This window comes from Microcoleus sp. Pol1C5 (assembly GCF_036701115.1).
In the GTDB taxonomy this organism is placed as follows: domain Bacteria; phylum Cyanobacteriota; class Cyanobacteriia; order Cyanobacteriales; family Microcoleaceae; genus Microcoleus.
The window spans coordinates 1-25,289 of the sequence record NZ_JAUBQE010000034.1 but is presented as its reverse complement, the minus strand read 5'-3'; the positions used below and the strand labels follow the sequence as shown (position 1 = coordinate 25,289).

Genomic DNA, 25,289 nt, shown 5'->3' with positions numbered 1-25,289 from the left:
TTCTATTGATATTGTTTCATTACTGACCGATCGCACAAAATGCTGCCCAATGAAACGGGTCTTCAAAGGGTTTTTGGTCATCTTGCAACTTGTACAGCCTTTTATTGAGATTTTGCCACATTGTGGGGTCAAGTGGAAGGGAATTAGCTGTTATCCAGGCTTTTAATTGAGTCTTTGTGATATCCCTCAGCCAGAGTTGAGCTTGATTGAGAGCAAGTGCGACGGACTGAACGGCTTGCAGATTCTGATAAAACTTAATCATCAAAAAAGCAGTCGATAAGTCATTTACCACCCAAAGACTACTCACAACATTGGAAGTACCTGCATATAGGAAGCCACCACCAATACTGCCGTATTCATCACTGAGGTTAGAGAAATCTGTCATACCTGTTTCACAAGCAGACAGAGTAATCAAACAACATGGAGGTAGTGTGAGAGTATAGATATCTCTGAGAGTCAAGCATTTATTGAGAGAAATTTTTGTCCTACTATTTTCTTCGGTTAAATACAATCCATCATCTAACTCTTCTGAAGCAGCAGACACATAACAACCTGCAAAGAATAGGGCAGAACTCTTGAGGGTAAAATGAGGATTAAAAAAAGCATGAGCGGAAAAATGAATATAGTTAGCAGATGCTAATTTATGGCTAGATAACTCTTGATAAAAAGCTGTTTTTGTCGCTTTTGACTTAGCGAGAACTTTAGTTTTCTGAAAAGAGCAGCAGATAGCTTGGACTTCCAAATTAGCATACGACAAATCTTCTGTGGGGTTTTGCATGGCAAAAAGGTGAGGTAGGAGCTTATCTGATGTAGGTTTGTGGCGTAGCTGATTTTTAGTCATGTGCAATAGCTGACAGCTAGGAGCGTAGCGCACACCTCGACTAAATTTATCTAAAAGACATTGGTTTATCTGATCGGCGAAAGGTAAGGCGTGGAGGGGTAACAGATGTAAAAACCAATGCGGAATCAGAATAAGTTGATCGCAGCCTTTTGGAAGGAGAGAGAGGATTTCATCAAAATGGAGAATTGAAGCAAGGCTGTGAAGGGAATTATCTAACAGTTTTTTCCACTTCTTTCCGCCCTCTCCATCATCTTCGTAGTCGTCAAGATACCTATTACCCCAATCAATTAAAGCTTGCAAAACTGCTTTACGCTCTGCTGAAGGAGGTTGCCAAACAATAGGATGTTGCGTTTGCCTGCTGATTATAAAGACAATTAAGGTTTCAGAGGTAATGTACCACTCAATAATGCTAGTGCGATCGTCAGGTAAGATATTTAGGATCTGGGGAAAGTGAATGAACTCAAAATCTGAATAGCTGTCTTTTTGAGCGATAAACTCACTTAAGTTACGATTTTTGCTACGTTCTACATATTCAATAGCTCGATCGGGGTAACCTAATTCTAAACATACTTCCACCATAGCTTGGTAAAGTAAGTTCCATTCTTCAGCAAATTTTTGTTTGACTTCTTGCCCGGCTTCTTCTTCAGATAAAATTTTAATTGAATTGGATTCAAGAGTATTGATAGCAGTCGTTAAAGTAGTGTAATCTTTGAGGACAATTAGGCCGCGCAGAAATTCAACTGTTTCGATGGCAGCAGCAAAAGTGGTGTAGGCAGAATCAAATTTTTGATGATTTTTGTAAGCAATACCGAGATTGTATAGAGTCTTAGCATGATCTAAAGGAAACGAATCTTTAGTATAGACCGTTAAAGCATTTTTATAGCATTCATCTTGCTTTTTTATATTTTCCATTGCCTTACCAAAAATGCGCTTTCCGTAAGCAACTCCTAGATTACTTTGAGTCATAGCCCATTGCTCTGGATCTGATTTATAAGTGTAAACCAGCAAAGCCTTTTTGTGATAAGAGATCGCTTTTTCCAGATTCTCTGCTTTTTCTTCTAGAAGGCGTTCCTGATAAATATTACCCAGACTGTCTTGAATTGCAGCCCAATCTTTTGGGTAAGCAGCACGGGTGTATACCTGCAAAGCATTTTTATAATGCTGGATTGCCCGCTCCCAATTATTGTCCCTTTCACCTAAAATGCGATCGCTGTAGGCATTCCCTAAACTATATTGGATACTTGCCCACCTTTCAGGAAAAGTCTTCTGAGTATGAATACTTAATGCTCGTTTATGACATCTAATTGCCCGTTCTAGATTTTCTTCCTTTTCCCCTACAATACGGCTACAATAAGCATTGCCCAGATTGTTTTGGGTTTCCGCCCAATCAGAAGGCAAATCCTTACGAGTGCGAACTTGCAAAGCCTTTTTGAAACACGCTATTCCTTGCTCTAAATTATGCGCCTTATCTCCCAGAATCTGAGTACAATAGGCAACTCCTAGATTGTGTTGAGTCACAGCCCAATATTCCGGATAATACTCACGAGTAAAAACGGTACTAATTACTTTATAACCAGCAATAGCGATTTCTATATTATTGGATTCAAAAAAACCAGAAAAACTGCGTATTAAAATACATAAATTACCAATATTTTTTGCAAGATTAGGGCGTTCTTCTGGTTCTAACTGTGTTAATATTTTTTCCCAATATTTAATTGGGTCAGGCAACATATTCTCTAGTTTATCTAAGTTTTTCTTTAGTATTGGGTATACAACCTTTGGATCGGCATCACTTTCACAAACAGCTTGTAATACCAATTGCAAAAAATCAATAACCGAAAAAGAACTTTTTGATGACATAAGCTACCTCAGCGATGTATATATTTATAGTTAATTACTGACCAATAGCGCAAAAGGCTGCCCAGTGGCGAGGATTTTCAAATGGTTTGGCATTATCATCTAACTGATGCAACCTCCGACGTATATTCATTTTTAGAGTGGCCTCAAAAAATTCCTCATTTGTTTTCAGCCAAGCTTCCAATCCAGTTTTATTAATACCCAGTAGCCAGCGCTGAGCTTCGTTAAGGGCGATAGCAGCCACCACTCCCTGCTGAAAAAGTTGGTAGAACTTCACCATTAACAAGGCGGTTGACAAATCGCCTACTGACCAAAGAGAGACAATTACACTTTTCACTCCAGCAGCGATCAAACAACGAGATAGCCCCACTACTCCATCTCCAGTAATTTTACCCTGTCCGGTACTGCAAGCACTCAGCACAACCAGTTCGGCGTTTAGTTTCATGTCGTAGATTTCCCCAGCAGTGAGGAAGCCATTGTCACCATCACCAGGAGCCAGAGCGATTGCTCCTGGCATACCTAACTGTTTGATATCGCTTAATAACCCATGAGTGGCTAGATGAATCAATCGTGCTTTGAGCATCTGTCGCACAATCTCTACCTTAGTTGCTTGATGACCTGTCAGCGCTTGAGTATTGAAGAATGATGCGATCGCTTTCGCTTCTGTTTCGGCTCCTGGTAAACGCTCTAAGCATTGAGGTGGTTGCGAGAGAGGGATGATTGGCATTATTGGATTGCCGACTATAAGAGCATCGACTAAATTGTCAGCAGCTTGTCCCTTTTTCTGCTGACAGCTCGACTCCAACACCAGAATGGATGGAGCCGTTAGAATCGCGTGTTGTTCGATTAAATAAATACCTGTGGCATCTTGCAGTGCTGTGAAGGGAACAAGAAATAAGGCTTCCTGGGGAATGAAGATTACAGGATCATTGGGTTCAGTGGGAAGAAAGTCAGCAATCGGCTCAATTAGGTATTGATGCAGTTGCCGTAAAGGCGGAGAAATATTTGTAGCTAATGAGATAGCGTCAAAGCTATTACCTGTTGCACCATCGCGCAGCCTTTCCTCGATACCAAGGGATTGACGGGCTTGCAGAACTAGATTTAACAAAACTGAGCGAAATGGGATAGTAGAGGAGATATTTAGTGACTGTTCCAGCGGTTTTAAGTTAACTGAGCGAAAGATAATTTCACCACTGGGGCGGATGACCCAAATATAGAGTTCTTGCTCGAAAACAAGCGAATATTCAACGAGAGTTGCATTTTCTGCCTGAGCAATTTTTTGGATTTGAGTAATCGATGGGGTGGGCGCTGTAGTTGAGATTTGCTGTGTTCTTGTGGATAACCGTTGATCCAATAACTCTACAAAAGCCCGTGTGCGCCCCCGCTCGGCAATTTCCAGAGCAGTTAATGGTTGATTTTGTGCAACTAAAACGTTTTGCAGCAGGCGGTAAGCAGCGGTCTGCGTATCAAAAATTGACACTTTATTGAGATCATTGCTACCCAAGTCTGTCCGTATAGATTCCCAGATTTCTATTGCCTTATGTAGGCTGATCTCCGCTTTGGCTAATTGACTAGATTCCCAAAAGACCACTCCTAGATTGTTTAGAGATGCACCCTCTTCAAAGCGAGCGCCGATTTCTCGTGCGATGACCAATTGCTGCTCGTAATTCTGAATGGCTTGCTGGTATTGCCCTAAAGCGTAGTAAGTTAAGCCCAAATGACCCAGACAACTAGCTTCTCCACGGCGATCTCTTATCTCCCTAGCAATAGCTAGGGAATTTTCGTGATTCTCAATAGCCTGTTTGTATTGATGGTGGAAGTAGTACACGTTGCCCAGATTGCCCAGACAAGCAGCTTCCCCCGAACGATAGCCTATCTGGCGTGCAAGGGCTAACGACTGCTCATACTTACTAATAGCTTCTTGGTATTGGCTTTGGGCGTAGTAAGTCAAGCCCAGATTTCCCAGAGAAGTTACTTCTCCAAGGCGATCGCCTATTTCTCGCACGATAAGCAGTTGCTGTTCGTAATTCCTAATTGCCCGTCCATACTGCCCTAGAGAACGATAAGTCAAGCCCAAATTTCCAAGGGCACTGGCTTCCCCAAGGCGATCGCCGACCGCTCGTGAAATAGTTAGATTCTGCTCGTGATAATCAATCGCCTGCTGGTATTTTCCCACACAGTGGTAAACCAAACCCAGATTGCCCAGGGTTTTAGCTTCCCCACGACGATCGTCTATTTCTCGTTTAATCACTAATGATTCTTCATACTTTTCGATAGTCTGTTGGTACTTCCCCTCGGAAAAGTAAGCACTGCCCAGATTATTTAGAGAATTGGCTTCCCCAAGGCGATCGTCTATATTTCTTGCAATGACCAGTGACTCGCCATACATTTCAATAGCCTGCTGGTACTTTCCTAAAGAATCATAAGCCGTGCCTAAACTGTTCAGGGCAGTGATTTCCCAACTGGAATTATGTACCTCCCGTGCAATTCCTAGGAACTGTCTGTGACTTTCAAGAGCTTCTTGGTATTTTCCTTGAAAATTGTAAGTGTTGCCTAAATTATTCAGTACAGTCGCTTCTACTTGCCAATTGCCTATTTCTCGTGCAGCTAGTAGGGATTGTTCGTAATATTCAATAGCCTGTTGGTATTTCCATTTGGATTCGTAAGCTCTACCCAAGTTGTTTAGAGAGTAGGCTTCTCCTTCGCGATCGCCTATCTCCCGCGCAAGAGTCATATCTTGCTCGTGGTATTCAATAGCTTGCTCGTAATTTCTATGGAAGTAGAAAGTATTACCCAGATTGCCCAGACATTGGGATTCTCTCTGGCGATTCCCAAGCCTTTGATAAAGTGTTAAGGCTTGTTGCCAGCAGTGTAAGGCATTTTGAAATTGATATGCCTGAAAGTGCTGAATCCCTTGTTCAAAAAGTTTTTCTGCTTCAGACTCAGCAGGAGTTAACGATGATATATTGTTCATAGTGTCAGCCACTTATTCATTCATAATTACTGTCCTATCGCGCAAAATGCCGCCCAATGAAACGGCTCTTGAAAGGGTTTTTGGTCATCTTGCAACTTGTGCAGCCTTTTATTGAGATTCTGCCGCATTGCGGGGTCTAGCGGTAGCGAATTAGCTGTGATCCAGGCTTTTAATTCAGCTTTTGTGATATCTCTCAGCCAGAGTTGAGCTTGATTGAGAGCAACTACAACTGAATGAACGCTTTGCAGATTTTGGTAAAACTTAATCATTAAAAAAGCGGTAGATAGGTCGTTCACCATCCAAAGACTGCTAACTACGCTGGGACTACCAGCATACAAAAAGCCATTGGGCAAACCAATGTACTCATCGCTAAGGCTAGTAAAATCTATAAACCCCGTTTCGCAAGCAGAGAGTGTCACTAGACGACATTGCCCTAAGTCTAGTTGTAAGATTTCCCCCAAAGTCAGCGGTGCATCCGTTAACTTTAACCCAGACTCCAGTGGATTGTCCAAATCAAAATAGCCGTGACAAGAGAAGTGAATGCAGTGAGATTTTTTAAGAGAACTTTCCAGCACTGATACTTTAGTTGCTGCTGTTTGCTTCAAAACGTCAGCCGTTTCAAAATAACCTCTAATTGCAGCTATCTCCACATTTGTATAACTAAGGTCGTTTGTCGGATTTTGTACTGCAAACAGACGAGTAAAATCGTTGCGCTGTCGCGCCTGAGCCAGTTGCAGCAATTGACAACTGGGAGCGTAACGTATCCCTTTAGAAAAGCAATCCAGCAGGCAAGATTGTCCCCTTACTGGTAAGGCGTGAAGTGGAAATAGATGCAATGCCTGATGAGGAACCAAGATCAATTCATCGCAATTATGGGGCAACTTAGTTAGAATGTCATCGAAACGCAAAATCTCAGCCAGTTTTTGAAGGCGACTTTGGAGTTGAATACGCCACCACTGACTATTTTGCCGATTGTAAAGCCGCAAATAAGCTCTCGCCCACTTCTCTAACCGCTCCATAGCGATCGCATCGTAGGACAAAACAATCGGTTGGATACTGTGGCAGGTGATAATAAATGTTTGAAATCCCTCACTGGTGAAGTACCACTGGATAATCGCGGTAGTCTCCCCAAGCGTTTGCCTAAACGGTTCAAGCTTAAACCCAGCACCAATGGGAAAATAACTATCCTGTAGTGCTTTCTGTTGCTGTCTCAAATGCTGGAGTCGCTGTACCAAAACAGTTGGTTCATCGGCAGTCCCAGTTTGCAGACGAGATTGACTGCTGGCAATCTCCTGCTGAAGCTGCTGGAGTTGAGTAGCAATTTGTGAAGGAAATAGGCTATTAAAGTCGCGACTAAAGATTAGTTCTACTAAATTGCGAGTTTTGCTGCATTCTACATATTCTAGGGCTTTGTCGTTGTAACCCAATCGTAAGCAAACCTCTACGGTGCGGCGGTAAAGGTCATTCCACGATTCAGCTAGTTTAGTTTTATCGATTTCTCTGCCTACACCAGAGAAAATTTCGCCCCGCAGAAACTCTACTGTATCGATCGCAGCTACAAAAGTATCAAGAGCTTGCGGAAGTTGCTGGGCATCCTGATAGGCAACTCCCAAATTGAATTGCGTCACCAAATAGTCTTGAGGAAAAGCTTCACGGGTATGAATTTCCAACGCCTTTGCAAGATGGTCAATAGCTAGATGTAAATTTTCTAATTCTTCTCCACGAAGCCGATTTAAGTAAGCAATTCCCAAACCATTTTGAACCATTGCCCAGTCTTTAGGAAAAGCTTCGCGGGTGTAGACTTTCAAAGCCTCTGAGAAATATAAGCTCGCTTCTTCGATGTTTTCAGCTTTGTCCCCATAAATCCGATTTCGATATGCTTCCCCCAGATTGTTCTGAACCATTGCCCACTGTTCGGGCAAAGTTTCACGAGTATAAACTCGCAACGCTTCTCTGTAGCAGCGGACAGCCTTATCTAAATTGTCATCCCGTTCGTTCTGACAACGATAATAAGCAATTCCCAAATTATTTTGGGTTTCTGCCCAAGCAAAGGGAGATGCTTCGAGAGTACGAATTTCTAGTGCTGCTTGATAACAACGGATAGCTGTCTCTAAGTTTTCCTCCTGTTCTCCTCGAATGCGATCGCTGTAAATCAATCCCAAGTTATTCTGAGTATCCGCCCAGTGTTGGGGATATTCTTCTCGCGTGCGTACTTCAAGGGCGACTTGATAACAAGCGATCGCTACCTCTAAGTTTTCTGCTTTCTCACCCCAAATGCGCTCCCAATAAGCAATTCCTAGATTATTTTGCGTCGCAGCCCATTGTTCTGGAAAATCTCTACGAGTACGCACTTCCAACGCTGACTTGCCGCATCGAATAGCTACCTCTAAATTATCGGTTTTTTCTCCCTCAATTCGGTTGCGGTAAGCATCTCCCAAGTTGCTTTGAATGTTTGCCCATTTTTGAGGGAAATCTTGCCGAGTATAAACTTCTAACGCAGCCTCATAATACTGAATTGCCCTCTCTAAGTTGCCGGCTCTATTTCCGCAAATTCGATAGTAGCAAGCATTACCCAAATTTCCTTGATTCATTGCCCAATACTCAGGTAAAACATCGCGAGTAAAAACTCGATCGAGCGCTTCATACCCTACCAGAGCAATTTCTTGGTTGACAGCTCGATTGCCTAGTGAAAACTGCGATATAAAGCTACTGAAATTTCCAATAACTGGGGCAATTTCCAAACCTTTCTCAATGTCTGATAGAGTAGTTTCTGCCCATTCTCGTAGAACCCCTACAAATTTATCGTCCAGTTTGTCTACATTCTCTTGCAGACTTTGATACAAGGTTTGTGAGTCACCGTCGGCAGTTGCCTGCAATACCTGCATCAGTAAGGCAAATCGAGCATCGTCATCGTGATTTGAAGTCAAATCTAATGCGGAGGAGCCCATTACTCCAGTTAGTTGATGAGCCAGATCGCTTAAAAAATCGGCTGCATTTTGCTCGCCGTTCTCTTTCAAAACCTCAATCACCTGAGCGATCGCCTGTAACAATTCCCTATCGATTAAATCTGGGTGGGCTTTCAAAATTTGCGATTCCTCGCCACTAGGACAATTTAGCAGCGATTGAATGAGATTCAGATAAGCGTCTTGACGTTGTTTGTTTATCATTGACCTATAGCACAGAAAGCTGCCCAGTGAAAGGGTAATTCAAAAGGTTGATCGTTGTCAGACATTTTATTTAGCTTACGGCGCAGACTCATGCTGAGAGTTGCATCTAGGTGAAATTGATTTTCTACACTCCATACTAGCAGTTCTTTTTTGGTAATATCTTTAAGCCAGAGTTGAGCTTGATTGAGCGCCAAACCCACAGCCAAACCTTTTTGTAGGTTCTGATAAAACCGAATCATCAAAAAAGCAGTCGATAAGTCATTCACCCTCCAAAGAGAACTAACAACACTAGAAGCACCTGCATAAACGAAACCACTGGGCAAACCAATATATTCGTCGCTAGTATTCCGAAAATCAATCAATCCGGTTTCGCAAGCAGATAGAGTGACGAGGCGACATTGTTCTAGATTTAGAGTGAAAATGCTATCTAAAGTTAGACACTTACTGAGGTCAAATACACCACCATTTGTGAAACTGAGATAGTTTTCTGCATCGGATTGTGTGGGTGTAGAATTTAGCTCGGCATTGGCTAGAATAAGGGCTGATTTGCGAGGTTCGCTTACGTTAAAGTAGCCGTGACAGCTAAAGTGAGCGCAGTGAACAGCACTAAGAGAAGTCTTATCAATAGCTTCTTTAGTTGCTATTTTCTGTTTGAGGAGATTACTCGTGTTGAAATAGCTTTGGATGCTTTCGACTTCAATATCAGCATAAGAAAGGTCGCCTGTTGGGTTTTGGACGGCAAATAGATGAGTAAATTCGGGGCGTTGTCGGTTTTGGGCGAGTTGCAGTAGTTGACAGCTAGGGGCATAGCTGACTCCTTCAGGAAATCTGTCAAAAAGACTAGAGTCCCCCGCCATTGGCAAAGCATGAAGTGGCAGCAAATGCAAGTAGCGATGGGGGATTAGAATTAATCGCTCGCACTCTATTGGAATTTGCTTAATAATTTCATCAATGTGCAGAATTTTTGCCAATAGATGTAGGCGGGTAGTTAGACGGCGCTGCCAGTGAGATTTTTTGTTAGTATAGGCTTGCAGATAGCTGTTTGCCCAATTTGCTAATTTGTTCAGGTTGATCAAATCGGGTGATAAAACAATAGGTTCTTGAGTATGTTTGGTAATGATAAAAACAAGTAGCTTATCGGCTGTAATATAAAACTCAACAATTGCAGTGCGATCGCTCAAAGTCGAGCGAAACGGGTCAAACTGAAAACCAGAACCTATGGGCAGGTATCGATCTTGCAATTCGTTGCGCTGCTGTCGAAGCTGTTGGAGGTGTTGGGCTAATGCAGTTGGATCTTCTGCTGTGGCATTTTGAAGTTCGTACTGACCGCTGGCGATTTCGTTTTGAAGTCGATCTAATTTAGCGACTACTTTTGCTCGGAAAATAGTGTGGCGATCGCGGGTGAGGATAAGTTCGACTAAGTTGCGAGTTTTGCTGCGTTCAACGTATTCTATTGCTTCAGTAGACTTGTCTAGCTTTAAGCAAGTTTCTACCATAAAGCTATAAAGGTTATTCCAATCTTCAGCTAACTTCTGTTTATCTTCTTCTCTATTAGAACCATACAGAATTTCATTTCGCAGAGATTCAATGCTATTAATAGCAGCGAAAAATGTCTTGTAAGCTTTAACCCACTGACCCTCTTCTCGGTAGGCGATACCTAGACAAAATTGCGTGTTTATGCAATCTTGGGGAAAAGCCTCGTAAGTGCGTACTTTTAATGCTTCGCGAAAACAAAGAATTGCTAATTTCAAGTTTTCTTGTTTTGTATCTTTGCTTCGGCTGGAGTGGTGGTAGGCTAAATAGTAAACAAGCCCCTGATTCTGCTGGCTGTCTGCCCAGTATTGGGGAAAAACGTTGCAGTTGAGTACCTCCAAAGCAGATAAAGAATAGCAAATTGCCGTTTGTAAGTTTTCTTCCTTATCTCCTTTGATTCGGTAAGTGTAAGCTAAACTTAAACTATTTTGACTTCTTGCCCATACTTCGGGGAAATCAGAGCGGTTAAATACTTCCAAGGCGGCAGAAAAATAACTAATGGCTTTTTCCCGATTTGTTGGTATATCTCCTTGAAGACTATAAAGGTAGACAGCGCCGATGCTGTTTTTAATCTTTGCCCACTCTTGAGGAAATTTATCGCGTTTAATAGTCTTCAAAGCAGATGATAAGTAATGGATTGCTTTTTCTAAATTATCAGCTTTGTCTCCTCGGATACGGTGAGCGTAAGCATTACCAAGATTAATTTGAGTTGTTCCCCAATCTTCAGGAAACCCTTCATAACTGTAGACTTTTAAAGCAGCTAAACCAAATTCAATTGATTTTTCCAAATTATCAGCTTTTTCTCCTAAAATGCGATTTCGATATGCCTCACTTAAATTGATTTGGATATTTGCCCATTCCAGGGGGGATTCGGTTTCTATATGTATGGTTAAAGCCTTATTAAAACATTCAATTCCTAATTCTATATTTTTACTTTTTTTTTCTTTAATACGTTCGATATAAGCAGTACCTAAACTGTTTTTTGTCAAAGCCCATGCTTGGGAAGATTCGTTCTTATTTGGAACCGTTAAGGCTGCTAGGTAATGGTGAATTGCTAATTCTAGATTTTCTGGCTTGTTACCTCGAATGCGTTCGCAGTAACTATTACCAAGATTATACTGAGTAGTTGCCCAATTTGCTAAAGATTTTGTATTCCAAAAAATTTCAGATGCTATCTGATAGCCTGCTATAACAATCTCTATATTTTCTGCTCGCACTCCTAGCGGAAATCCAACTAAAAAATTACTAAATAGTAAAATATCTTCAGCTAATTCATGGGCTGTATTAAAATCTAATTTTTGTAAAATGGAGTTTGTCCATAATTCTAATAAAATTACAAAACTATTATTCAACTTATCTATATTATTTTGAAGCAATAAGTATAAAACTTGCTGAGGGGGACTAATATAACGAACTGACAATAAAACCTCCTTAATTAAGGCTAAATAAGCTGATTTTTCTGACAAATACTGCATTAAGTTAATTAATTTAGTTGCAATATTTATTAACAACTCAGCATGATTTACATTCCCTAATTTTTTGAAAATTTCCGCTTCTTGCTCCAGCTTTTGTATCAATCCAGCATCAATTAAGTGTGAATTTGCTCTCAAAATTGTCTCCGCTATATCGGCAGGACTAACGAGTAACTGGTCAATCAATTTTAAATAGGCTGCTTGGCGTTGTTCATTCATAATTACTGCCCAATCGGACAAAATGCTGCCCAATAAAAAGGAGACTGAAACGGCTCTCGATTCTGCCGGAACCGTCGTGCCAGCGAAATCTTCAGTGTTGGATTCAAGGGCAACTGTTGTTCCTCCATCCACTGTTGTAACTCATCGCCAGTAGCATCTCGCAACCAGCGTTGAGCCTGATTAAGTGCCACTGCGACAGATGACCCCTGTTGCAAATTTTGGTAAAACTTGGCTACCAAGAAAGCCGTAGATATATCGCTAATCGTCCACAGCGAACTGACGACGCTGGGACTTCCTGCATACAAAAATCCGCTGGGCAAACCGATGTACTCATCGCTGAGAGAAGTCGGATCGGTCAAACCTGTCTCGCAAGCAGAAAGCGTCACCAAACGGCACTGGCTCAGATTTAGTCCAAAAATTTCCCCCAGCGTCAGGCAGCGTTCCAACTCAAGCTCGTTCAGATCGACACCTGCCAGCACCAGGGCAGAGCGTAGAGGCGATTCTAGGTCAAAAATGCCGTGACAGGCAAAGTGGACGCAGTGAGCAGCTTGCAGACATCGATCGGAGATCGCCTCCTTCCGCGCCTCTGCTTTCACCAAAATCTCCGCATGGGGATGAAAAGTCTGTCGAATAATTGCCATCTCAATATCGCTGTATGCTAAATCCAGGGTAGGGTTTTGCACCCCAAATAGATGGCTGAAATTCGTGCATTTCCAGTTTGGGGTTAACTGCAATAGCTGACAACTAGGAGCATAACGCACGCCGCCGAGAAACCTGTCTATCAAGCAGGGAGTATGAGAAGATTGCGTCTCAGTTGTAAAGAGCAAATTCCCATCTCCCACAGGCAAGGCATGAAGTGGAAACAGATGCAAAAATCGGTGGGGGATGAGAATAAGTTGAGAACAGTCTGAGGGGATAAGAGAAAGGAGATAGTCTAGGTTTAGGATGGTAGCAAGTTGTTGAAGTTTCTCGGTTAGAGCGAGTTGCCACTGCTCCTTATTATCGTAGTAGGTCGTGAGATAAATGCTAATCCACGTCATCAGTGCTTGATAGTCTTGGGCGGACGATCGCCAGACCAAAGGTGTTTGACTGTGCGGCGCAACAATAAAGGCAAGGAATGTATCCTCGGCAATATACCACTCAATCAGCGCCGTTTGGGAATTGGGGAGCAAATCTCGTACTTGCTGAAAGGTGACGGGTTCAACTCTTTGAGTCAGACTGAAAGTATCGTCGTGGGGTTGGATATCTTGCCGAATTAGTTCGTCTAGTTCTTGTTGGAGTTGGTTCAGGTAGGTGCGAGAATCTTGGGAGGCAGATAGAGCGGGTAACGTTTCCAGATTGGCTATCTGACCGACTTCCGATCGCATCTCAATCCGGCGTTGTTCTGCGACAATTTCTCGCCGCAACCGAGCCAATTCCTCAATGACTGTTTGCGGAATGTTACCTTTGGGGTAGATATCGCGTGCAGCTAGAAGTTCGACTAAATTGCGGGCTTTGCTGCGTTCGACATATTGCAAAGCGCTATCGCTCCGATCGGTATTGATGCACACTTGCACCATCTTGGCATAAACATCGATCGATCGCTGCCGATAAAATTTCCTGCCTGCGTTTGTCGGTATTTGCCCAACTGCGGCTTTGTTCTACAGCGTCAATAGCAGCACTATAGCCCGCGATCGCTTCCGTCCATCGATTCGCCCCAAACGCCAAATTGCCCAAATTGCGCCCTGCTGTCAAACACTCAACCGGAAAATCACTGGGTTGATAGACTTCCAAAACTTGCCCAAAGCAATGAATCGCTTCATTAACTTTACCCAAATCTCGATAAGCTGCCCCCAGATTATTTTGAGTCATTGCCCAGTCTTTTGGAGATGCTTCTGGAGTGCGAACTCGGACTGCTTGTTGGAAATAATGGATGGCTTGCTCTAGGTTTTCGGTTATATTACCCTCGGAGTTACAGAGGTAGGCGATGCCTAAATTGTTGCAGGCAAGCGCCCAACCCAAAGGAAAAGACTCTTCGGTGTAAAAAGTTAAAGCTTGCTCGTAACACCGTATCGCTTTTGGCAAGTCTTGGGTGTAGTGTTCGCGAACGCCGTAAAGGTAAGCATTTCCCAAATTGTTCTGAACCATCGCCCAATCTTGAGGCGCGGTTTCTGGGGTAAACACCTGTAAGGCGTACTGGAAGCATTGTATTGCTTGAGCCAGATTTTCTTCCAAATCACCTAAGATGCGGTTGCGATAGGCATTTCCCAAATTGTTTTGAGCGGTTGCCCAATCTAGAGGAAATTCCTCTAAAGTAAAGACTTGCAAAGTACCTTGGAAAGCCGCGATCGCCACTTCCAAATTTTCAGCGGGGTCGCCTAGAATACGATTGCGGTAAGCTTCACCTAAATTGTTTTGAGTAATTGCCCAGCTAGTCGGAAAAGCCTCTGGAGTGCGGACTTGCAGCGCCCTGCGAAAGTAAGCGATCGCCATCTCTAAGTTTTCAGCGCGATCGCCATGAATGCGGTAAAGGTAGGCGTTACCGAGGTTATTTTGGGCAATGCCCCAATCGCGGGGAAATTCTTTGCGAGTAAAGACATTACCAGCTATTTCGTGTCTGGTAATAATAATCTCAAGGTGGCTGGCTTTGTCACCTAGCGGAAACTGCCTGAGCAAGATACAAAAGCTAACGATTACTTCTGTAATAGCCCTAGCAATCTCTGGATCTGCTTGAGGCAAGGTTGACAATGCCCAAGCTTGCAGGATGTGCGCCAAAAACTCATCCAGTTTATCCAGATTGGCTTGCAGCAGGGAGTAGACAATCTGGGGGTTGCGATCACTTTGAGCAACAGTTTTGAGAATCAACTGGAGGAAGTCGAGATATGCTTCGGGATTAGAGGTATAGGGGAGTTTAGGGTTCATTACTGACCTATCGCACAAACTGCTGCCCAATAAAAAAAAGATTGAAACGGCTGTAGAATCTGCTGAAACTTTCGTTGCACCGAATGGAGGGAGGGAAATCTGGTTAAAGCACCCAGGACGCGTCTAGATGATGAAGCAGGCTCTCAAGCTCTTAAAATTTCGCTATTGGTATCATCTGATTCTTTTTCACAATGCTCAGCAATAAAAGATTGATTACCAATCGCCAACAGCTAGAATGACGTAAATACGTCTATCTCACCTTGACAAGGCTAGGTTAAAAGATAACATAATCGCCCCTATCCCTCAACCTCCTTCAATCCATCCTCCAACAGCATCCGCACAATATCCACTTTCTTGCGCCCTGTCTTTGCTGCCAACATCGACAGTTTACGGTGCAGAATTTCGGACATATCCACAGTAAACCTGACCGTTGCTTCTTTATCGGGTGCTTGCAGTTTACTCATTAAACTAGGCTCCTTTGATTGAATAGGTACGGGGCCTGGTGCTGATGCTGCCGGCAGCGGTGGTTGGGTCATTGGCAGTAAAGCGAACGGTGGTGTTGCGGGCAATGCAGTTTCTGGTTTTAGCGATGCTGTGGGCGTTGGTGCTGGTGGTACAACTTCTGGTGTTGGTGGTGATGCAGCTTCCTGTGTACCGAAGACAAATTCTTCCATCGCGCTGGCAAGTGGTTTGCGTTTCTTGGTGCTCATGTCAACGCTCCCATGCATCAGCGGTGAGAGCCAAATCATATCTCAGTTCACCAACGCTGCTGAAAAATTTAAGCAGAATTAGATTTTTGAGAATGTTTTATCGTACGATAGCTAAAATACCATAATAATTTAGATTATTGACAATGCAACTTATGTATCTTGAATGTATCATCCTATTCTCCTGAGTTTAATTCGAGCGAATTATGGTGGTCATAACTGAAAGCTTTTTTACGTCAGTTCTTGTCAACCACTACTATGATGGTGGATGTTTTACTTTCTACTGCGCTTGAAGGAGTGAATACTAAGCACTTCAAAAACGAGTTTACAAGCTGCTACTGTACTTAATAAATCTGGAATAAACCGAACTTACCCCCTGCGGGGGTAGTTCTGGGGGCTGTATTCTTTGTCCCGTCTCGGTTTTAGCGACTTGACTGCCGACAAACCGTAGTCATGTATTTAAGATTTTCTTAATATTTAGGTCCAGAGTATTGTTCTCTGATGAATTTAAGCAAAAACCCTGCCACATAAGGGTTGTAAGAGATTGTAGTCATGTAAAAGACTTGGACGCTCCGGGCAAGTCTCATCTCGCAATCGTTTCAGACGGAACTTACCCCTTGTGCGGGGTAAGTTCCGTGGAAACCATCAATCTCGTCAGTTGCGATCGGCGAATTCGGACTAACCAAATCTTGACTGAAGAGGGAAAACTTAGGGGAATTACGGTGATTGTTTAACAAAAAATTGAGTAAAACTTTTCACTGCTTATGCTACCAACTGATTTATTAAGTCACCGTCAAAACAGAGAATCAATTATTCCTCTCCGCCTAATTATTGATGCTAAAAACAATGATATATAATGTCAGTCAAAATCTATCAATTGGTCTGCGGTTCGCCCATTGCGTAAGTCCTGTCTAAGTCATTTGTTCTAGGTCAGATTCCTCTTCCATCTCTTCATCCTCGACGATCGCAAATTCGCTGATGTAATCTCGCACGACACGCTCGAAGAACAGGGGAGCAGGTAAACTCGACCAGTCGCTGTAGTGACCGAAACTATAGCGCAGAGATTCTACAAGGGAAGCAAGGCGATCGGGATTGTCATTTTCTTGTCGCAAGGTAACAACAATCTCAAGGGGATTAGGAGTTGGCAATTGTCCGATATAAGGTGAACGGCTTCCGATTTTGTGAACCTCTAATCCAGCTTTATTTAAAACTATTTCAAGCGAACCATCCTCTTTTTTGCTTTTGAAAACTGTACTAATTTGTGTCGAGCAATAGCAACTTTGACCGCGCGATTCTTTATGGAGTGTTTTACGTCCTACAGACAGGTAAGCAACACAACCAGTTTGATTAATTTCGCTGTTTTGATTAGTTGGATTTAGCCGAAATAACTTCATTGCACTGGAGGCAGATGGAATTTCAAAATTTGAAGTTAATTCTTCTTTTGTTCGCGGATCTTCCCGAAAAGTTTCCGCAAAATCTCTTACTTTTTTATCGATAATTCCAGGGGCAATATCTTGGCGAATCCGAATTATCCGCGCGCCTTTCCATTCTTGCTCCATATGTTCGTGCAAGGGGCTTCCCGACTTGGTTTCAAAATTAATCTGATTTGCATTCATTTTAGAATCGGCAAGCCAAGACCAAAGTTTCACGCAGTTGGAAGAATCGATCGTAACTAATGGTTGATTTCCCTCCTCTACAGAATGGGAAATAATCTGCTTGACAAATTCCATGAAACGATTCCGACGCACATCTTCTTTGTCAGCCAGTTTCACGGGGGAGATTTGGGAAATGAAGGCGATCGCATCAGAAAACTTGCTCCAAGGACTGATTTGTAAATTATTAGCCTTCTCATAAGCACAGCACAGTTCGCACTCGCCTGTCTCCACGTTGAGACGCATAGCAACTGGTAAAAATGTCTTCTCAATAGAGCCGCGAGTGCGACCTTTCTGTTTGCGGACGATCGTAATCCCAATAATTTCTTTTGGTCTGGCTTCTTGAGGAGTATCTTTTAGCCATTTGTCAACCTTTTCTTTGACATCATCAATGCGACCAGAATGAGCAGAAAGTAAGTCTTTTAGAGCAGCTTGCACTCGATGGGAAAAATTATCGAGGTTGAGAATATTTTTCTCCTTAGTTTTTTCAATTGGTAGCAGAAACTGCACGCAAGAACCGGCGATTTTAGCCAGTGCTTGACGGGATGATGGTTTATTCACCGAATCGTCATGTTTATTGTTTGGATACCATTCCGGCGCCATTACGAGGCAAAAAGTGCGCTGTTTGCGTAAAGCCAGTTGTTGGACGATCGAGTCCCAGGCTTTTATGCGGTTTTGTGATCGCTCTTTCGGTTTCAAATTTGCACCTGACAATGACTCTTTCGGCCCGTGAGTGTTTGCTGGCAAACGATTAGCAATGAGTTCGATCGCACCACCCCAGAGAACGCGAATCATTGCTTGCAGCAGTTTTATTTCGGTTTGGCATTGTTCTTCGTAAAAGACAACAAGCAACAGTCTTTCGTTAGGATATAGCCGACGCATAGCTTCCTGGTTTGCCTGAATCATCGCCTTGAGTTCTTTTAATTGACAAACCAATTTAAGGGTCTTTCTGCCTTTTGCAATATTATCTAAATTGGTATCAAGGTGTTTAGTGAGCAAGCTGTTTAACTCATTGTCCTCAAAGCTTTCTAGATATTTGGGAGTCAAATCATAGCAGTCGTCTTTTTCGAGAACTTCTAAAGCAGCACCTAACAGAGTAGGCAAATTAATCATGCGTGAAGCTGCATCATCTAATTTGTGGCTTTCACCTCTCTTAAATTTTACAGGAGAGTAATTATCAAAAGCTTTAAAACCGATAGGTTCAAGAATTTTGGCGATCGCCTCAAAAGCTTCTAATTTATCAATCTCCGGTACACCAGCATCAATCTCGTGTTTTCCTTCTTGCAGTCCGTTGCGGTAAGTTAACATTACTTGACAGCGTTCTGTTGAAGCTTGACTCAAAGCAATTTGGGAACCATCAATATTTTGACCGTTAGGGGTTTTCAGCGGGAGTTTTAGCTTGCCACGCAATGCTTCAAAATCTTTATCGATCGCCCAAAACCACTTTTTCTTTTTGTCCTGCTGATTTTTCTCCTGTTTTTCCGACTGGGAAAGCACTGTGTAGCTAAAAGCGCGATCGCTGTAGTTTTGAGAAAAGACAAAACCGCTAATATCTGCTGAGTTATAACGTGCAGGTTTTAACTGACCCACCCAGCGGCGTTTGGAAACATCTATCTTCAATAAAGGCTGGTGCAAAGAAGGATAGGTTACAACTTCTAAGCGTACCACCAGACTGAATGTTCCTGTAGTGTCGGGTAGAGTAATGGGATCGGTAATCAATTCTGCAATCCCAGTTGTGAGGCTACCACTGCTGGAAATAACCCGCTTCATTGTTCCTAGCCCCTGAAAAATCTCTTTTCCCGCGATCGCACGAGCTGCATAATCGACTAACGCACGATAATCATCATTCTTTCCCTGAGTTGTTCCTGTTGCTGTTGACCACTTCCAAGGTAAAACATGAGACTTTAACACAGTAATTTTTAGCAACTCCTGTTTCTCATGGAAATCTTCCAAACGGTCGATAACTTCCAATAGCCCCTCTTCTTTTTTAGCAAAAGGTTTGATAAAATTTATCATCCACTCGTTAATAATGGGGCGTAACGCTTTCTGGATTTCTTGAGAATTTTCGCAATTTAAGTAAGCAAATGGTTCAGGCTCATTTACACTTTGAGGATTCAACGAATAGTTACTCAAACCTACATTTGACTGAAGCCGTGCGGCACTGTCAAGTCCTACTTCTAACAAACCTCGCAGCGAGGCATAAGGGAGATTTTTGATTGTTGAATCACCCTTGCAAATAGCTTTTTGGATGGTCGAAAGCTCATGCAAAGCAGCTTTTGTCCAACCTAGCGTCAATCCTTTGACTGTTACTGGCTCGATGTTATCTGGCACGGTAAAAGCTAGGGGAATCTCTTTCAGACTTTTGGGCTTGCCGAGAGGAATGTAAAGGGTATCTGAAAGCACAGTCGCTTCAGTTTCTTCGTCATCATCGGATTCGATTTCGTCAAAAATTTCGTCGTTCATGGTTGCATCTCCAATAATAGTAGTTTCCTTTGCTTCGCCGTCATCATCGAATTCAATTTTGTCAAAAATTTCGTCGTTCATGGTTACATCTCCAATAAAGGTGAAAAATCATCAAAATCGTCTTCTTCCTCTGTCAAACCTTCTGAATTCCGTAAACTTGGCGGGTAAACTACGCCATCAATGCGCCGCAAGGGATCAAGAAATGCCCAGTAAAGTTCTTGATATATTTCTCGAATCACTGGATCGGGATGCTTGAGGCATTCTTCTAAAATAATTCGCATCTGAACTAGCATACTGTCCCGCCCGGAGTCAGGTTCATTTTTAGTAGATTTAATAGCCCAAGCTGCATCGACAAAGTAAACTTGTACCGGACACCCATTTCGCATCCCGCGCCCGATAGTTTGCAAAATTCCCACCATCTGATTTGCCGTAAACGGTTTAAATAAATCTTCACCCAAACGGCTAGCCATGAGAGGTTCGCGCAACAGCAGGTTCGCCGTTTTCCAGAGGTGTTTTCTCGACTGTTTCCAAGTATTAGAAATTGCTGGCAAGTTTTCTGCTTCAGTAAAAACTCGACTGTTAAATTCTTGGGTAGCTTTTCCGGCTAGGCTGTACAAAAGTTGTGTATCGTCAGTCGTGGGGTGGGGACGGGTGAGGAAATAAATTGTACCAATGGCTGCATCGAGTTTCCTGGGGCCTTTGGTGAAAACAATATTTACGCCTCTACCGATCGCCAACATCGGAAAAATGATAATATCGCAAGTTTCATCATCTCCTAAAGCCTCGCACTGAGCCGTGGTAACAAAATCTGTGGGTTGCTCTCCGTTGTTGAGAAACTTAACAACTGCTTTGGTTCGTTTGCCGATTTCTGGATGGTAATCGTTGATAAATTTCTTAACGTTCCGAGCTTGTTCGTAGCTGTTAACAATTAAGGCTGCTTTGCGGTAAATACCCTTTTGCAGGTCAAATTTGCGGATAGATTTGTAAATTTCAGATTTCTTGTTTCCTCCTTGCACAAGCCATTCTACCATTTTTTCTAAATTGCGATCGCGCAGTTCGCCTGCACCGCTATATCGGAGAGGTTCATCGCCCCGTTCGCGATCTGGCAGCCATTTGAAGCGGTAAATGCTCTTTTTTGGATCGTGTTCTGTTTGGCGCGGTTGCAGCAGATAATCCGGCCCCGAGTTAATGTGATAAGCAGGACTTGCTTCGAGAAATGAGGTAGCGGAAGTCATTAAAACTGCCGGCCCTGTAAGTTCGCCATCTGCTTCAAATAACTGATGAAAACGGTGCATTAACATCCGAGGCGCGCCCACAAAAATGATATAAGACAGTTCTACATTGCGGGCTTGAATTCGAGTAGTTGGTGCCGATTTGAAACTGTATTTCACGCCCGAAAAAGACCCCAAAATATTCTCAGGAATCAGTGTTCGCAGTTCCGGCGTTGCCGTTGATTCGACAATCGGTTCCCGAATCAGTCCTTCTGCTACCATTGTTCTCGTTTCCGGTACGATCCGCTGATAGCCTAAAATCACGAAAGTGACGCAAACAAGTAAGGTAATTGTATCCTGAGCTTCGCCTGATGCAGTGCCATCCTTAAAACACAAAGGCAAAAACAATTCGGCAATTTCTTTGACAATTTTGTCGCGCCGTTCGATCAGATTCTCTGCTAAATAGCGGCGAAAATAACGAATCTGAGTTTCCCACTGCTGTTTGAGGCTGTCGCAGTTTATTCCCAGCCTTTGAGCGCACAGATCCAGGTTGAGCCGATCGTGCGGTTCAATGCCAGTGCGATCGTAAAAAGCATGGTAAGCAGCCGTTTCCCAGAATTCTTTCAAGGCTCGACTTTTGCTAAATCCCTGTTTGACTTCCTCTTCGTCAAGGCGATCGCGTTTAGAAGTTTTCTCATAGCCATCCAACAAATCGCTGACTATTCTCAGAACGGTTAATAACTGATTCTCATAGCGTTTGCCGACTCGCGATGAGGGCATATTTTGAACTGCAGTAATTAACGATGTGTTGTGATTGCCAAATTCTGCTAGGTCGCGGCTATAAAGTTCTACATCTCGATCGAACAATCGATAATTTTCGCCACGAGCAAAACGATTGTGAATTTGTTCTTGAATGGCTAAATGGATAGATTCTTTCGCCCCAGAAAGTTTTAAAGTTGCAGCACCGTAAGCATCCAGATTTGATTGCACCATATCTGCTTCGTCAAAAACTACGACATCGAAGGTCCGGGCAATTAATTCAAAATAACGAATGCGATCGCGAATAGCATGAGGTGGAACTTCAGTATCCATTGAGAGAACGTGGCCGACCCAAATATCAGCATCTAGCAAATCCCGGGGTGCTTTGTGGCGGCCGCACATCGTCCAAACCGGACAAAGGTACTTTTTCATTTGCCCTTTTTTGCCACCGCTTTGTAAAATTTCATTGCAGGGTGCTTTACCAAATTCCCACATCGAAGTATCAGCATTTGAAAACGCAGGCAAGACGCAATTTAAGCCAAAAGTTTCTGCCTGTTCCAAACTATAGGCAAAGCCGCCATTTCCCCCTGATGCTGCGATCGCCTCGGCAATATTGTCAGCGTGTCGGCGGCGAGTTCCATCGCTTTGACCGACTAGCATTCCCACTTTAATTTCATGAAATGCTAGTTCTGCCATGTACTGTCTGGCAACTTCAATAGAGGGAAACACAAACATCGCTTTATAACCCCGTTTTCCCAACCACACCGCTATTAATACGAGCAAAGTTGTTTTGCCCGATCCAGGCAGTCCAATTAAGTGCTTGATGCCTTCTAATTCGATGACTGTTTCTTCCCGCAAACCCTTACCACTTTCTGGCACCTTAAGTGCAAAATGTTCAAACCGTTGTACCCAGCTACCCCGTCTTTTTTCTGGGTGTTTTGCTTCGCGTTCATCCATCTCAACTGCTAACTCGTACAGTTCCGCAAGGGGAATGCGGATTTTTGCTTTCGGCAAGCGAGCGAGGGAATGGGTGCGGCGCGGTGCAAGCGGGGCTGCGATCGGCCCAATTGGCACCCTCGCGGCTGTTGTTTCTTCACCTAAAGCAACGGCCATTTGCTGGCGGGGATCGGCAAAGGTGGCGCTGTAAAATTGGTGTGCTAAAGGCTGGCCCAGAATTTGACGCGCTTTGGCAATTAAAGGGTCTTCTAGGGGATCTGTGCGTTCAAAGTGAAGTGTTTCTAAGTTAATTTTATAGGTTCCTTGAGTTTTGTTGCGGTAGTGGCGATCGTTATAAATAGCAACTGCGTGTTTCACTGACTGTTCTGTCACGTAAGCCAGCGACATCAGGCGCATATTGAAAATGGCTTGGCGGGCTTTTGCCAACGCGGGTGCATTGATGATACTAGCCATTCCCGATATCGTTAAAGGGGCATATTCTAGGGAATTAGTCTCGATAAATTCTGCCATCAAGACACACAGCCAGCAAATGCGATCTATTCCCGTCCAGAAATCCGGTTTAATTCTCATATTTGATTTTCTTTAACAACTCAATGACTTGTGAAACAGACAGAATTGCCAGAGTAGCAGCATCGCCTTTTTTATCGAGCACTGACTGGAAAGTAGAGAGGTAATCTGGCCGCTCCTCAATTAATTGGTCGCTGACGGCAATGATGCGGCGGCGGTAGTGAACCAGCCCGCCGATGCTGCGATTGAGGCGCAAGGCAAGAGAGACAGGACTGGTGTATGATTTAGCATCAATACCAATATTGCGACGGTTAATTCCGATATCGCACTGGTCTGATTCTGGGTAAAGTTCGGCATCGAGTCCGTTTTTTATGGCTGCATCAAAAATTGCTAATTCGTCGATCGCCGGCCCAGTCCAATAGGTTAAAATTTGCGGCTGGGCGATGAGCAAGCGGTCTTGGTTTGGGTCTAATTTCTCCGAAACTTTTGCTTTTGAGGAGTTGTGACCGAGGCATTGGCGAATCGGACATCGCCCATCGGGAAAAAGTTCTTTATTGGGATAGAGGCGCATCAGCGTACCGCAATACGCGCAGCGATGAGCGTGTCCGTCAATTAACCAGACATCCGGCACGCTATCAAAAAAGGTGTCAACAATCATTCCCTGTAAAGGGGTTAAATCGTTGTCACGTAAGTAGTCTAAGAGTTGGTGTTCTCCGATGAGCGATCGGCGGCCAAATAGCGATCGCAAAGCCGTATAAGCTTTGTGCTGGTGGCGAATCCCCAATCGTTCAGTTGCCTCGCGCAACCGTTGGTACAGGCGGTGTTCGATGATATTATCTTCGCCAAAAGTACCTTTACTGTTGGCAATTACTGCACAATCTGGGGTTGGCACTCGCAAGTCTGGATCGATGAGAATTACTTGACCAGAGTCAAAATCGGCGTGACAAAAAATATCTAATTCCCACTGATCGAGGGGATATCTAGCACGTTCCAAAACGGTATGCACGCAAGCCGCGCGATCGCTTTGTCCGGATTCGATATATAGCCTGCCCAACTTGCACATAGCCCGATAAAGTTCCGATGGCATAGTATCGTCTTGGCGAACGATGTCTCGATTGAGAATTCTTGTGTACTGTCGCAGAATTCCCTGGGCCAGCAATATAACAGTATCTTCAGCCAGATCGATCGTGCTGGCGTGTCCTGTGGGTAATGGCAATGTCGTTGTTTGCATTTGTGGCAACCAGGTTGGGTCTTGACCATCAGCCTCGGCAAGAATTTGTTGCTCCAAAGTTGCGTCCGGGAATGAGGGTAAAACTTGAGCGATCGCCGCCAGTGTCCAGCCCCGCTTCAGCAGCAGCGCCACTGCCAATCCCTCCAAAATCTGGCGAAATCTAAATTCTTGCCCTTTGGGTTGCGACAAGAGCTGCTTCGATCTCCACAGCCGGACAGTCCGAACCGCAGGCGGTTCCACAGACAACCCAAGCTGCTCAATTTGGCGCTTAAGTTCCTTGGCGATCGCCTCAGCAGTTCCCTGCCACTGACGAATATCCTCAAAGTCCATGACTGTACAGCACCTAGCGTTTTACATTTTATATGTTTACACTAAACGATGTAAATTAAAATGTCAACAAGTTTTTCCGGCCTATAGCGACAAACCGGTTAAAAATGGGTTATTTGCCCTGAAAGCTTCCCACAGCAAAGATTCCAAAAGCGGTATAACTAAACAAAACCCCTCATTAGCGTTAATCAGTGTTAATCAGCGGTTAAAAATAAAAAACTATTAACAAAAGCTACCCACTGATTTATTAAGCCACCGCCAAAACGGAGAATCAATTATTCCTCTCAGCCTAAAGATAGATGCTAAAAATTTAGAAGCAGCTACCAAAACAATAAACCGCTTTCAAGAGTTGATCGGCAAAAGCCAAGGCGAACTCGACGGACGCTTGCTAGAGTTAGAAGGCGACAGCCTGGATTATCGCACCTGCTGAAAGGCATTACTCACAAGTTAAGCTAAAACCAAAGTTGTCAATGAGTAATTTTACTCATTTTTTACCTGTTGACCCAATTAA

At 43.5% G+C, this 25,289-nt stretch carries 10 protein-coding genes and 1 pseudogene; 1 reads left to right on the top strand and 10 read right to left on the bottom strand.

Annotated elements, in window-relative coordinates; all coding sequences use genetic code 11:
- Positions 1-19 precede the first annotated feature (19 nt).
- The 10 genes from QUA23_RS19060 to QUA23_RS19015 all read right to left on the bottom strand — a co-directional run bounded on the left by QUA23_RS19060 (position 20) and on the right by QUA23_RS19015 (position 24,781).
- Positions 20-2,572: a CHAT domain-containing tetratricopeptide repeat protein gene (locus QUA23_RS19060; protein WP_333078939.1), complete on the bottom strand. Its 2,553-nt coding sequence runs from the start codon at positions 2,570-2,572 to the stop codon at positions 20-22.
- A 163-nt stretch (positions 2,573-2,735) separates the two neighbouring features.
- Positions 2,736-5,672, bottom strand: coding sequence for a CHAT domain-containing tetratricopeptide repeat protein (locus QUA23_RS19055; protein ID WP_333078938.1), 2,937 nt, complete (start codon positions 5,670-5,672; stop codon positions 2,736-2,738).
- Positions 5,673-5,698: 26 nt separating this feature from the next.
- A complete protein-coding gene (locus QUA23_RS19050; protein WP_333078937.1) occupies positions 5,699-8,839 on the bottom strand; it encodes a CHAT domain-containing tetratricopeptide repeat protein in 3,141 nt (1,046 codons plus the stop codon).
- Entirely contained in the window at positions 8,836-12,063 is a 3,228-nt protein-coding gene (locus QUA23_RS19045) for a CHAT domain-containing protein (protein ID WP_333078936.1), read from the bottom strand. The genes QUA23_RS19050 and QUA23_RS19045 overlap by 4 nt, the downstream gene beginning before the upstream one ends.
- Positions 12,064-12,065: 2 nt before the next feature.
- Entirely contained in the window at positions 12,066-13,613 is a 1,548-nt protein-coding gene (locus QUA23_RS19040) for a CHAT domain-containing protein (protein WP_333078935.1), read from the bottom strand.
- Complete coding sequence (locus QUA23_RS19035; protein WP_333078934.1) at positions 13,585-14,964, bottom strand: tetratricopeptide repeat protein; 1,380 nt, start codon at positions 14,962-14,964, stop codon at positions 13,585-13,587. The genes QUA23_RS19040 and QUA23_RS19035 overlap by 29 nt, the downstream gene beginning before the upstream one ends.
- Before the next feature lie 296 nt (positions 14,965-15,260).
- Positions 15,261-15,674 carry a hypothetical protein gene (locus tag QUA23_RS19030; protein WP_333078933.1) on the bottom strand — a complete coding sequence of 138 codons (414 nt, stop codon included), beginning with the start codon at positions 15,672-15,674 and terminating at the stop codon, positions 15,261-15,263.
- A gap of 908 nt (positions 15,675-16,582) precedes the next feature.
- Positions 16,583-19,867, bottom strand: coding sequence for an RNaseH domain-containing protein (locus QUA23_RS19025; RefSeq protein ID WP_333078932.1), 3,285 nt, complete (start codon positions 19,865-19,867; stop codon positions 16,583-16,585).
- A gap of 2 nt (positions 19,868-19,869) precedes the next feature.
- Positions 19,870-23,283 carry a pPIWI_RE_Z domain-containing protein gene (locus QUA23_RS19020; protein ID WP_333078931.1) on the bottom strand — a complete coding sequence of 1,138 codons (3,414 nt, stop codon included), beginning with the start codon at positions 23,281-23,283 and terminating at the stop codon, positions 19,870-19,872.
- Positions 23,273-24,781, bottom strand: a complete 1,509-nt coding sequence (locus QUA23_RS19015) for a restriction endonuclease-related protein (RefSeq protein WP_333078930.1) — start codon at positions 24,779-24,781, stop codon at positions 23,273-23,275. The genes QUA23_RS19020 and QUA23_RS19015 overlap by 11 nt, the downstream gene beginning before the upstream one ends.
- A 241-nt stretch (positions 24,782-25,022) precedes the next feature.
- Between QUA23_RS19015 and QUA23_RS19010 the strand changes: the two are divergent.
- Positions 25,023-25,208 (top strand): annotated as a pseudogene (locus QUA23_RS19010) (DUF790 family protein); the annotation flags it as partial.
- Positions 25,209-25,289 lie beyond the last annotated feature (81 nt).

What these genes read in the sequence shown, in the direction of transcription:
- QUA23_RS19060 (WP_333078939.1), bottom strand. Translation starts at nt 2,572, where the DNA reads ATGTTGCCTGACCCAATTAAATATTGGGAAAAAATATTAACACAGTTA.
- QUA23_RS19030 (WP_333078933.1), bottom strand. Translation starts at nt 15,674, where the DNA reads ATGAGCACCAAGAAACGCAAACCACTTGCCAGCGCGATGGAAGAATTT.
- QUA23_RS19050 (WP_333078937.1), bottom strand. Translation starts at nt 8,839, where the DNA reads ATGATAAACAAACAACGTCAAGACGCTTATCTGAATCTCATTCAATCG.
- QUA23_RS19045 (WP_333078936.1), bottom strand. Translation starts at nt 12,063, where the DNA reads ATGAATGAACAACGCCAAGCAGCCTATTTAAAATTGATTGACCAGTTA.
- QUA23_RS19055 (WP_333078938.1), bottom strand. Translation starts at nt 5,672, where the DNA reads ATGAACAATATATCATCGTTAACTCCTGCTGAGTCTGAAGCAGAAAAA.
- QUA23_RS19015 (WP_333078930.1), bottom strand. Translation starts at nt 24,781, where the DNA reads ATGGACTTTGAGGATATTCGTCAGTGGCAGGGAACTGCTGAGGCGATC.
- QUA23_RS19020 (WP_333078931.1), bottom strand. Translation starts at nt 23,283, where the DNA reads ATGAGAATTAAACCGGATTTCTGGACGGGAATAGATCGCATTTGCTGG.
- QUA23_RS19035 (WP_333078934.1), bottom strand. Translation starts at nt 14,964, where the DNA reads ATGAACCCTAAACTCCCCTATACCTCTAATCCCGAAGCATATCTCGAC.
- QUA23_RS19025 (WP_333078932.1), bottom strand. Translation starts at nt 19,867, where the DNA reads ATGAACGACGAAATTTTTGACAAAATTGAATTCGATGATGACGGCGAA.